This window comes from Maribacter corallii, from assembly GCF_047345415.1.
Lineage (GTDB): Bacteria > Bacteroidota > Bacteroidia > Flavobacteriales > Flavobacteriaceae > Maribacter_C.
In genome coordinates this window covers 133152-145950 of sequence record NZ_JBLFEP010000004.1, presented here as the reverse complement: position 1 = coordinate 145950, position 12799 = coordinate 133152, and the positions used below count along the sequence as shown (strand labels likewise).

Below are 12799 nucleotides of genomic sequence, written 5' to 3'. Positions count from 1 at the left end.
TCTCCAAAATTTGATATTTAAGCTTAGGGCTACGAATTCTACTCCATCGTCAACGAATACTAAAACCGTCCTATCAATACAAATCATCAAAGCTAGATTTGACCAAAAAGTGATACTCTAAAACTAAAGATGATGAAATTAGTATATACCCTTTTATTCTTATGTGCCCTTTCTTTCGGATTTACCCAAGAGACCAGTGGTCCCTATTTATCCGTCAATACAGCAGCTGCCCTGATACCTTTGAAAGTAGCTAGATCCGAAGTGCAGATTTCCGGTACTATTGCCCACGTGCGTATCACCCAGGTATACCAAAATTTGGGTAATCGACCTATTGAAGCCAACTATGTATTCCCACTTTCGAGCAAAGCGGCCGTCCACAAAATGCAGATGACCATAGGTGACCGAATAGTCAATGCCAAGATATTTGAAAGGCAAGAAGCGAAGAAAGTATATACCGCCGCTCTTGAAGAAGGAAAACGTGCTGCAAAATTAGACCAAGATCGACCCAATGTGTTTCAGATGAGCGTAGGTAATATTATGCCTAATGATGAAATCGCCATTGATGTCTTTTACACAGAAATGCTTGTGCCGGTAGATGGAGCGTACCAATTTGTTGCTCCTGCTGTCGTAGGTCCAAGATTTACTGGAGAAAGCACCAATAGGGAAGAAAGCTTCAACATTCCCTATACCGAAAAGGGAATTGCGGATGCCTTTGATTTTGACATGACCGTTACCCTGAATGCGGGCATGATCATTCAAAATATAGGCAGTAGTACCCATAAGGTCAATGTGAACTATCCCGATGCCAAAACGGCTGAGGTCTTTTTGTCGAAAAGCAATGAGAACCCTGCGAATAGGGATTTCATTCTGAACTATAACCTTCGAGGTGGCCACATACAATCCGGGCTCCTCCTGTATGAACATGAAGATGAAAACTTCTTTGCTTTTCAAATGGAGCCTATAAGCAAGGTTGCCTTAGATGAGATTCCTGCTCGAGAATACCTTTTTATCGTTGATGTATCGGGTTCTATGAACGGATACCCACTGGAGGTTTCGCAAGAACTCATGCGAAACCTACTCTGTGATTTAAGGCCAACGGATACCTTCAATGTGCAGTTGTTCGCTTCAAGTTCCACGGTTTTTAGTGCGGTCCCATTGGAAACGAATGAGCAAAACATCGAAGCGGCCATTCGTTTTCTTTCGGAAGGTCAAGGTGGAGGTGGCACACAATTGCTGAGCGCCTTAACCGATGCGTACAAGCTAACCCGAAAAGATCGCGGTAGTGCCCGTTCTATGGTCATTATCACCGATGGCTATGTCAGTGTGGAGAAAGAGGCTTTTGAACTGATCCGAAATAATCTTGACCAAGCCAATGTCTTTACTTTTGGTATAGGCTCAAGTGTAAATCGCTACCTCATAGAGGGTATGGCAAAAGTAGCAAATAGTGAATCGTTTGTGGCCACTACGATGTCGGAAGCCCAAGAAGTAGCGAAGAAATTTAAGAAATATATTGCCACGCCTTTGTTGACTCAAGTAAAGATCGAAGCAAAAGGCTTTGATGTATACGATGTGGCTCCCCATAGTATTCCAGATCTTTTTGCGGCACGACCGGTGACCGTCTATGGCAAATACCACGGCAACCCCAAGGGCGAGCTCCTTATTACCGGTTACCAGGGCAAGAAAAAGTTTCGTCAAGAATACAACGTATCACATGGCCATCTGAGCAAAGCGAATAAGGCACTTCGGTATCTGTGGGCGCGAAAAAAAATCGCGGAACTGGATGATTACAAAAAGTTGTTCAATGACCCCGTCAAGGATAGCGTCATCGCCTTAGGGCTACAATACAATCTGGCGACTAATTATACCTCCTTCGTCGCCGTGGATGAACTAATTGTGAACAAAGATGGCGACCTAAAAACCATAAAACAACCCTTGCCTATGCCGCAACATGTGAATAATTCAGCAGTGGGAGCAGCGGCGGAAGTGAACGTAAAGACAAACTTTAAAAAGGCGTTCAAGGTTGTTTTCAACGAAGCGTTTTCCACATCGGAAAAAAGATATGTTACGATGGCATTTAAGGCGATATACTCAAAACTAGTGGAGCGTTGCTTGGATGATTTTAAGGGCATACGTATACAATTCAATGCGACCGGCAAGATAATTCGTATCGAAAAAATGGAAAATGGGGAATGGATTTATGACAAGGCCCTAACCAAAGAATTCATCAGTTTTTCCAATAAACAAATGGGTATTACCAAAGAACTCCTAGTGACCTTAACGAAATAGAATAGTTTTTAGTTGGTTTGTTGTGTTCCCTGAGGGGAAAGAAGGCCTGTAAGATCTAGAAAATCTTGCAGGTTTTTCTTTGGTCATCAAAGCACTTTACCTGTACATAGGCAAGAAACGGCTCCTAATGTAAAACTGGGCAAACTATGCTACAAACGAATTCTAGTTGAGGTACTACGAATACTAGAAGACCCCCTCTAAACCCAACTGTGCGCTATACATTAGAGGTATATAAAAAAATAAACCAAAATAAGACCCATGAAAAAAATAGTAACAGTATTCGCAATTGTACTTGGTTGTTTTGCCACTTATGCCCAAGAATTCACAGCGACTGAAAAGTATACGGTTGTAAACGAGCGTAGTCTCGATCAAAAGGAAGAAAATGGCCGTGCCCTCATCGATCTGGTCGCAACCGAGAATCTCTCGAATCCGATTGCCACCTTGAAAATTGCCGAACAAGAACTATTGGAAGAAGTTCATATTACTTCACTAAAAGCCCCTGGTTTAGAGGCTATTGTTGAGATTCTAAAAGTGGAGTTGGTCTATTCAGCCTGTTGTGTAAGCACCGACACGTATTATTTTTTGGTATCCGAGGATAGGGATTTCATCAATTTGCCACGACTTGAAAACGTGTATTGTGAAGACCCAGAAACCGATACCCATTATATTTTCCCCATCCAATCCTACGGCCGGGAAGGAATGATTCTCAGAACAAAAAAACACTATACAGCAACCCATGAAACAAAGGAAATCGAAGTCACCCAGAGTTTTGTTTGGAATGATGATGACTTTGATCAAGAAGAAGCAATAAGTGCAATAAAGTAATAGTAACCCTTAAAATTCAAAAAAATGAAAAATGTAAAAAGAAGTGTCTTAGTAGTATGTCTGTTTGCCCTAGCGAAAATGTTCGGTCAAACGGCCCCACGAGTCCATTTTGAAACCATGAGCGTCGAAACCCCTGTGGAAGAACTATCTTATCAATACCTTTTGGCCCACAAGGTATTCTTGCGTGATAAGCCTTCATTAAAAGCGAAACGATTGGGAGTTCTAGATATCGGTACACGTATGGTCGTACGGGAAAAAAGTAAGCACGCTCAAGAAATCAACGGTATAAACAGCAACTGGTACCGTGTAACCGTTGGAGAGGCAACAGGATGGGTCTGGGGTGGTATGATTGCCCAAAAGGCCTTCGGCAGTGGTGCGGATTATAAGGTAAAATTCGTTTATGGATTGGAGAGTAATACGGTAACCGAAGCTGGTATCAATGAGACCAAGTACCAACTACGGGCCTTTAAAGACGGTGTTCAATTAGATAAAGTTGTCTTGGATAGTCTGTCCGCTTTTCCTCTAGGCATAAAAAACATCGGTAATAAAGGGCTGTTCAATGTAGAGGATATCATTGCCCTCGACTTGGCTGATCTCAATACCGGGCATACGATTGGAAAGAGCTATATCTTCTGGAACAACGGCAGGTTTACGAATGTCGCCAATTTAAGAGACCAGGAGACCGATGCATACGCCAAAAGTGAATACTTTGTTTTTCCATCCGATATGCAGGGCATCAAAAGTACTTTGGAATTGAAAACTACAATTACCGATAAAAATGGAACACTGGAAAAGGAAAAGATCGAACAACGCAAAAAATGGACTTCGAGTTTTTATACATGGAATGGCTATCAGTTGTTAAAGAAAGAACACATTCCGGTGATTTCTGAAAATGTAGTGGTCAGCACCCTTCATAGATAAGATCAAGATGCAACTTAAAGTGATTTTCATAGTTTTTTTAATGTGCATGGGCTGCAAGAAACCGTTTTCGAATACTCCGGAAACGGTTCTTGCCTTGCCTTTAAAGCAAGAGCAAAAACAAGAATCCATCGTGTTTATTGCCGGTTTCGATGAGGGAGACAATAAATATTATGCCAATGCCAAAGCGTATTTTTCAGGAAAGGGAATGTCGATTGTCGACACCCTATTTTCAATAGAGGAAATCATTACATGGCTGAACCAAAGAGCGAAATACCATACTTCTTTCAACGAAATACATATTGTTAGCCATAGCAATGCCTGGTTGGGAATGTCCTTAAGAACCACCAAAAATGGCAAACGTGTTACGCTAGAAGCGCTGCAAGACGTACAGCGATACCATCGATTTCCTAAAATCCAAGATGGAGTAACCCACCGAACAAAAATTGTTTTCCATTCTTGCGGACTGGGTGAGAATCAAGAACTGCTGAGGGAATTAAAGCGTGCATTTTCAAACACGAACACAAATTCAGGATTAAATTCAAATGAGAGCGGGCCGCAGGTATATGCCTCGGCCTTCTTCAATGTTTTTGGAGGGAAGTTTGCAGGGCACTATTTGGCTCGACCATACTACGGATTCTATCCGACCGGAGCGTCAAAGGGTCCTTTGTATCTTTCCGAAGAATTTGCGAAAAAGTACCCCGATACCCGAATCGATTGGTTCGATGCCGTAAAAACACGAACGGAAACCCATGCAGGAGTACCCTATAGTTATAAGTTCAATATTCCGGTAAACTGGGAGTTTACATTTGATGAGGGTAGTGACATCCCCACCTTGGAAGACAAGGAGGCTCTCTTGGACTTTATATCGGAATCTCCGGAAATAGCGGCGACCCTCTTCACCTTGAATATTCCAATAGAGAACTATCGTTGGAGATGGAAATTAAGTGGAAATAGACTCCAGATTAAAGGAAAAACCACGGTACTCTGTGTACTGGCACCCATTTTGCGGGATAGCCATAGTAGCGAGTATCGGGAGCCGGCGGTGGATGACCGACTACTCTATCAAATATTATAACGGTATTTTCGTTACATGAGCATCGAATAACACGGGCATAAGGATAGCAGGCCCAAGCAGCATCAACTAAATTGAAATCGATTTCTACATACCTTTTACTGTTCTTTTGCTGTACAATGGCAGACGGACTTATGGCTCAAAACAGCCAGCTTAGGGCATATACCATTGAAGACGGTTTGCCGCAATCACAGGTTTATGCGATGGTACAAGATGAAATCGGTTACCTTTGGTTGGGCACGCAGGGTGGGGGACTCGCCAATTTCGATGGTCGAAAATTCGAGGTTTTTAATGAGGATAAGGGCCTACTTTCCAATTATATTCATTCGCTTTATGTGCAACATGATTCTCTATTTATCGGTAGCCAAAGCGGACTGTCCATAAAGATCAAGAATCGCTTCGTAAATTATGAGGCTCCGCAGGTACAACAAATTTATTCGTTCAAGAATAGGATGTACCTGGCTACTAAAAATGGCATTTATTTTTTTTCCAAGGATAAAAAAGTACAGCAGCTCAAGATACATCCAGAGATTGATGCAAGTAGCGTCAATGCGATCTGTTTTGATGGCAGTGTGTATTGGATCGCTACGAATACAGGACTTTGGAGGCTTAGCGATTTGAACGCTTCAGCCGCGGAAGTCACGAAATGGGAAAGCAATGATTTCACATCCGTTCTTGCCTATGGGAATCGAATTTTTGCCGCTACTTTCGATGATGGGGTCTTTATTTTGGACACGAAGAATTCCGAAGATCCTTTTCTTATGCCCGAGCCGACACGTATAAATTCCATGTCAATCCAAAATGAAGATGAACTATGGATAGCTACTGATAATGAAGGAGCTGTAGTCGTTGAAACCCGAAAATTCTCGGAGATAAAAAACCTGAATACAACGAATGGACTGACCGTGCCACATGTGAGGACGGTCATGAAGGATGACCGTTCCAATCTATGGATAGCGACCTCCGGAGGTGGATTTTATAAGTACTTTCAGAACAATTTCAAGCATTATGATAAGACGACAGGTCTGAAAGGAAACCGTATTTATGCAGTACACCACGCTGAAGACGGGGTTTGGTTATCAAGTTCGGAGAGCGGTCTTACGAAAGTCGATTCTTTAGGTCTTCATCCTGTTGAAAACGTCACCGATTTCGCCGATGTGAAAATCAAGACAATTGCCAGTGATGCTGATGGAAATATTTGGGCCGGGTCTGATGATAGAGGTGTCTTGCTTCGGGAAACCAAAATGGAAGACAGTCTTGTTTTTACGGCATATGACGCTTTTCAGATTCATATCGATACCGTTTTAAAAAAAGTAACCAAAACCCATGTTCTCAATGAAGACAATGGTTTTCCGTCCAATTGGATTCGTAAAGTAGTGATCACTGATGACGCGATCTGGGCGGCCACATACGCTAGTGGTATCGTGAAATTCAACTACTTCCCGGAGCAAGATAGCTTGGTGATCCGTAAACAATTTGGTAAGAAAGAGGGCCTACATGATTTACTGCTCAATGATTTCGTTGAAGATGCGGTTGGCAGGCTGTGGTATGCCACGAGAAATGGATACCTTGGGTATATTCAAGATGATGTTGTTACCCCCGTTCATACCTCACTAGAACGGCATACTGCAATAGGATCTCTATTGTTTTATGAAAACAAGCTTTTCTTGGGCACCTTTGGTAAAGGTGTTTGGCATGCCGAAAGTTCGGACTTGGAGACCGTACGACCATTGAAGGGGGCAAAAAACGTATCATCTGCGAATGTCTATCAATTGATTTTTGATGATCAGGGCTATTTATGGGCCGGTACTGAGAAAGGGGTCGATAAGATCGAATTGAACCCAGCAGGTGAAATCGTAGATGTGCGCCATTTTGGTAAAAATGATGGCTTTCTGAGTATAGAAACATGTTTGAATGCTGTGGATAAGGACAATAAAGGTAATCTGTGGTTTGGTGGTATTTATGGGCTAACACAATACATACCTAATGAAAATAGTAGGGCGACTATCAAACCCAAGGTCTATTTTATCGGAATCGAAGAGGCCTATAAGGCCATTGATTCGCTTCCGCTGAAGGACTGGACAAATAGTGAAAAGGTCTTGCAATTGACGCCTGAGCAGACACAATTGGGGTTTTCATTTCGAACGGTCGATGTAAATCATCCCGACGAAATTGAATACCGCACCAGATTGGATAATACCGAATGGAGCCCATGGGTGAAAGAGAACAGACAAAATTTTGCGGGGCTCGCCTATGGTGCTCATATTTTTTCGGTTCAATCACGAAACCATCTTTGGACAGTAAGTGACCCCATACGATTCCGTTTTTTTATTGACAGGCCATTGTATCAAAAAGACGGATTTAAATGGGCGGTTTTGGCGATTTCGGTTTTAGGGCTGTTGGGTATGGGTCTGTTCTATATTAGAAAGATAAAGGCCAAAAACAAGGCGGCACAAGAACGTTTGCAAACCCAAAACTACCTTTTGACCCTAGAACAGAAAGCCCTGCAGTTGCAAATGAATCCACATTTCATTTTCAACGTACTGAATGGAGTTAAGGGTATGGCCGGTAGCAAGCCCGAAAAGATGAATTCGACTATCAATAGTTTTGCGACGCTGCTCCGCGAAACCTTGCATAATTCACGAAAGGAATTCATTAGTCTGGCCCAGGAAATCAAGACCCTAAACCACTATATAGCAGTTGAAAAGTTGATGGCATCCAAGTCCTTTAGCTATCGTATTGATGTAAAGACTGAACCTAGTGCCGAAGAAATTTTGATTCCACCGATGTTAATCCAACCGTTTGTTGAAAATGCCATTCGTCATGGTATTTTGAAAGGTGATCGCGATGGAAAGCTTGAAATAGGTTTCCATGCTACCGAAACCGATTTGCATTGTCGTATCATTGATAACGGTATGGGTATTTACAAATCGCAAAATGAAAAGGTGAAGACGGATCACCAATCCATGGCGCTTATGGTAACCAAAGAACGTTTAGAATCGATTGCTGGGACGAACACCTTGCAAATCGACGAAATCAAGAATACCGATGGTTCTGTTGGCGGAACTGAAATTAGCTTTAAAATACCTTTGTTAACTGAATATTGAATAGACTATGCTCACAGCGATTATCGTAGAGGACATGCCTGAATCATTGGCACTATTAAAGCAGGATGTAATGACACAACATCCTGATATCGAAGTGGTCGCAACGGCTCAGAGTGTAGTGGAAGCTGCAAAAGTGTTGCGAAAAACCCACGCTGATATCCTCTTTCTTGATATCATGCTCGGTGACGGAACGGGTTTCGATATCCTAGAGATCTTCCCTGACCTGAAATCCAAGATCATCTTCGTGACGGCAAGTGACGAATTTGCGTTACGGGCCTTCAAATTTGCGGCAATCGATTATGTGCTGAAACCCTATTCCCACGAAGAACTAGGGTTGGCAATTACACGGGCTAAAGAGCAGATTCGACCGAATCAAGAACGTTTAGCGATTTTAAAGGATACCCTTGTCGCTCCGGAGCAACGACCAGATAAAATATCGTTGCATACCCTAGACAAGATCATCATCGTGAATTTAGATGATATCGTACGCTGTGAGTCCGACAGTAACAATACTATTTTCCACCTTCAAGACAAGCGTAGGGTATTTGTGACCAAGACCTTAAAGTATTTTTCGGAGATGTTGCGACATTATGATTTTGTACGTATCCATCAAAGCCACCTGGTCAATCTGCAATACATTAGTGCGTACATCAAGACCGATGGGGGTTATCTCATGCTTAAAAATGGGGAGAATGTACCTGTTTCGGTCCGTAAGAAAACGGAGATCATTGAGATTTTGGATCGAATGCATCGGTAGGTACACTATGATTGATAAACTCGGATATTGACCGATTTTTAAAACACCATGTAATTGATACTAACAGTACATGGATATCTGTTGTTCGAATCGTATGTGCTTATCAGCCTAAGGATGTGGGTCAGCAACAAGAAAATGAACCAAGTTTTACGTACTTCAGAACAAAGTGGCTAACTTGCTTCACAAGTAACACAATACTTAGGTTCAATCGATAATCCATAGGTTGAATGGGTAAAAGTTGGTAGGCATGTCAAATCGCGAACTATTTAGCGAATTTCAAGAAGTTTCCGCAAAACAGTGGAAACAAAAGATACAAGTCGATCTCAAAGGAGCGGACTACAATGAAACTCTGGTCTGGGAGTCTCTCGAAGGGATTAAAGTCAAGCCTTTTTATCACACTGATGATGAGGTCCCGATGGTGCAAAACGAACGAAAGAATGGTACCTGGAAAATAGGATTCAATATCGATGCTAGTAATGCCTTAACGGCGAACAAAAGAGCCCTGAATATGCTTCAAAGAGGGGTTGAAAGCCTAAGGTTTACGATTCCGTCCGAAGAAACAAAAATAACGACTTTGCTTGAAGGTATTGACATCAAGATAGTTCCTATCCATTTGAACATGGCGTTTTTATCGCGCAAGTACCTAAATGAAGTGGTTGAGTTTTATGGAAGTTCCTTAGAAAATGTATCATTCCATATAGACCCTGTGGGGCAACTCGCTAAAACCGGTAACTGGTTTGATAATTGGAATAAGGATTTTGAATTCCTAAAAGATACGCTGACCGGAAGCGCTGCAAACGTACTTAGTGTAAACTTGGCCCTATATCAAAATGCCGGAGGGAATATGGTACAGCAACTGGCCTACGGCTTGGCACATGCGAATGAATATCTCAATGCCTTTATCAATACGAATGATGATCCACATCCGAAATGCTTAACCTTTACTGTTTCCATTGGAACCAGTTATTTTTTTGAAATCGCAAAGTTGCGGGCGCTACGACGGTTATGGGACGCCTTGATCGAGGCCTACCCTACGGATGTAAAAATGCATATCATAGCCAGTCCAACAAGGAGGAATAAAACCTTATACGACTACAATACCAATATGTTGCGTACGACTACGGAGTGCATGGCGGCTATCTTGGGTGGGGCCGATGAAGTAATGAACATACCTTATGATGCGATATATCATAAAAACAATGAATTTAGTGATCGCATTGCATTAAATCAATTGCTATTGTTGAAAAACGAAAGCTATTTTGATAAGGTGCAAAATGCAGCGGATGGAGCTTATTTCATTGATACCATCACTTCTCAATTGGCTGAAAAGGCGCTGATACTGTTCAAGTCCATTGAAAAAGGAGGGGGATTTTTAAAGCAATTAAAGGCCCATACCCTACAAAGAAAAATAAGCGAAAGTGCTCAAAAAGAGCAACGTGAATTTGAGAATGGCACCGAAGTTTTAGTGGGTACCAATAAGTACCGCAACCAGAATGACAAAATGAAAGATGAAATCGAGTTGTACCCTTTCTTAAAAACGAATCCCAGAAAAACCCTGGTTCAGCCGATTCTTGAAAAACGGTTGGCTGAAAGCATCGAACAAAAACGCTTGGACGATGAGTAGGAGGGATGTATCAAACATCGGTCTAAGGACGGAAAATGAAAAGTCAAAGACGCAGGCCGAAAAAACCGATGTCGGTTCGAACCTAGTCGAGAATAGCATACCATTCGAAACCGCGGAAACAATCACGATAAAGGCGCTGTTTTCCGAAGAGGATATTGAAGATGCGGAGCATTTGAATTTTGCAGCAGGAATTCCACCATACCTGCGAGGCCCTTATTCCACAATGTACGTACGCCGCCCCTGGACGATTCGCCAATATGCAGGATTTTCCACTGCCCAGGAGAGCAATGCCTTCTACAGAAGAAATTTGAAGGGAGGCCAGAAGGGATTATCGGTCGCCTTCGATTTACCTACGCATCGCGGCTATGATAGCGACCATGAACGAGTGGTCGGTGATGTCGGCAAAGCTGGGGTCGCTATTGATTCAGTCGAAGATATGAAGATCTTATTTGAAGGAATTCCGCTGGATCAAATGTCCGTATCCATGACCATGAACGGTGCTGTTTTACCGATCATGGCCTTTTACATTGTGGCCGCGGAAGAACAGGGCGTCGATAAGGCACGCTTAGCGGGAACCATCCAGAATGATATTCTAAAGGAGTTTATGGTTCGAAATACCTATATATACCCTCCAAAACCATCGATGCAACTGGTGGCCGATATTTTTGAATACACCAGTCGGTTCATGCCCAAGTTCAATAGTATCAGCATATCCGGATACCATATGCACGAGGCCGGGGCATCGGCCGATATTGAATTGGCGTATACCTTATCGGACGGACTGGAATATATTAAGACCGGACTCAAAGCCGGACTTAAAATCGATGATTTTGCGCCGCGTCTATCGTTTTTTTGGGGTATCGGGATGAATCATTTTATGGAAATCGCCAAGATGCGTGCGGCACGAATGCTATGGGCCAAATTGGTAAAGCAGTTTAATCCGAAGAACCCGAAATCGCTTGCCTTGCGCACACACTGCCAAACAAGTGGATGGAGTTTGACGGAGCAGGACCCTTTCAATAATGTGGCCCGAACCACCATTGAGGCGATGGCGGCGACCTTAGGAGGTACGCAAAGCTTGCATACGAACGCTTTGGACGAAGCGATTGCCTTACCCACTGATTTTTCGGCCCGAATAGCACGTGAGACACAGCTTTTCATCCAAGAAGAAACAAAAATCACCAAAACCGTGGATCCTTGGGCAGGTAGTTATTATGTGGAATACTTGACCGATCAGCTCACCAAAAGATCTTGGGACTTGATACAGGAGGTAGAGGAATTGGGCGGAATGACCAAGGCCATTGAAGCAGGAATTCCGAAGATGCGTATTGAGCAGGCTGCGGCACGAAAACAAGCGCGTATTGATAGCGGTCAAGACGTCATAGTAGGGGTAAATAAATTTCAGCTTGAGGAAGAAGAGGAACTTCATATTCTCGAAGTCGATAACCAAGAAGTACGAAGGCAACAATTAGAGCGTCTGGCTGCGCTTAAAAATTCAAGAAATGAGAAAGCTGTAGAAAGCGCATTGGCCAAATTGACCGCTGGGGCCCTATCGAAAATGGAATCTGGTGACGAAAATTTGCCTCTGGGTAATAATTTGCTAGCTTTAGCGGTAGAGGCGGCGCGCTTGCGGGCGACCTTAGGTGAAATCAGCAGCGCTCTCGAATCGGTTTTCGGACGCCATAAAGCGGTGATAAATTCATTTTCAGGGGTGTATTCAAAAGCAATAAAAGATGACGATAGTTTTAAAAAAGCGCGGGCTATGGCCGATCGATTTGCAGTACAGGATGGTCGTCGTCCACGTATTATGATCGCTAAAATGGGACAAGATGGGCATGACCGTGGGGCAAAGGTAGTGGCTACAAGCTACGCCGATTTAGGATTTGATGTCGATATCGGTCCTTTGTTTCAAACTCCTCAAGAAGCTGCAAAGCAGGCGGTCGAAAATGATGTACATATTCTTGGCGTCTCTTCATTGGCAGCAGGACACAAAACGTTGGTTCCGGCCGTTATCACAGCGTTAAAAACCTATGGTCGTGAAGATATTATGGTCATTGTGGGAGGAGTGATTCCAAAGCAGGATTATCAGTTCTTATTTGATGCAGGGGCGGCTGCGGTTTTTGGTCCGGGTACCAAAATAAGTGATACTGCCATTCAATTACTAGGGTTATTGATGGATGAGGTCTAAAGACAAACAACCAAATCCG

Annotated in this window: 8 protein-coding genes; all 8 read left to right on the top strand. The window is 42.9% G+C overall.

What is annotated here, in order from left to right; translation table 11 throughout:
• The first annotated feature begins 129 nt into the window (after positions 1–129).
• The 8 genes from ACKWCA_RS14955 to scpA all read left to right on the top strand — a co-directional run bounded on the left by ACKWCA_RS14955 (position 130) and on the right by scpA (position 12780).
• The gene (locus ACKWCA_RS14955; protein ID WP_413979026.1) at positions 130–2286 is read left to right on the top strand and encodes a VIT and vWA domain-containing protein; all 2157 of its coding nucleotides are present in this window, start codon (positions 130–132) and stop codon (positions 2284–2286) included.
• Between the two features lie 258 nt (positions 2287–2544).
• On the top strand, positions 2545–3111 hold the full coding sequence (locus ACKWCA_RS14950; RefSeq protein WP_413979025.1) for a hypothetical protein: 567 nt from the start codon (positions 2545–2547) through the stop codon (positions 3109–3111).
• A 24-nt stretch (positions 3112–3135) separates the two neighbouring features.
• On the top strand, positions 3136–4032 hold the full coding sequence (locus tag ACKWCA_RS14945) for an SH3 domain-containing protein (protein ID WP_413979024.1): 897 nt from the start codon (positions 3136–3138) through the stop codon (positions 4030–4032).
• 46 nt (positions 4033–4078) lie between these two features.
• Positions 4079–5107 carry a hypothetical protein gene (locus ACKWCA_RS14940; RefSeq protein ID WP_413979023.1) on the top strand — a complete coding sequence of 343 codons (1029 nt, stop codon included), beginning with the start codon at positions 4079–4081 and terminating at the stop codon, positions 5105–5107.
• Between the two features lie 116 nt (positions 5108–5223).
• Positions 5224–8211 (top strand): sensor histidine kinase, encoded by a 2988-nt coding sequence (locus tag ACKWCA_RS14935; protein ID WP_413979022.1) that lies wholly within the window; start codon positions 5224–5226, stop codon positions 8209–8211.
• Between the two features lie 7 nt (positions 8212–8218).
• Positions 8219–8968, top strand: a complete 750-nt coding sequence (locus ACKWCA_RS14930) for a LytR/AlgR family response regulator transcription factor (protein ID WP_413979021.1) — start codon at positions 8219–8221, stop codon at positions 8966–8968.
• 247 nt (positions 8969–9215) lie between these two features.
• A complete protein-coding gene (locus ACKWCA_RS14925) occupies positions 9216–10592 on the top strand; it encodes a methylmalonyl-CoA mutase subunit beta (protein WP_413979020.1) in 1377 nt (458 codons plus the stop codon).
• The gene (gene scpA / locus ACKWCA_RS14920; RefSeq protein ID WP_413979019.1) at positions 10585–12780 is read left to right on the top strand and encodes a methylmalonyl-CoA mutase; all 2196 of its coding nucleotides are present in this window, start codon (positions 10585–10587) and stop codon (positions 12778–12780) included. The genes ACKWCA_RS14925 and scpA overlap by 8 nt, the downstream gene beginning before the upstream one ends.
• Positions 12781–12799 lie beyond the last annotated feature (19 nt).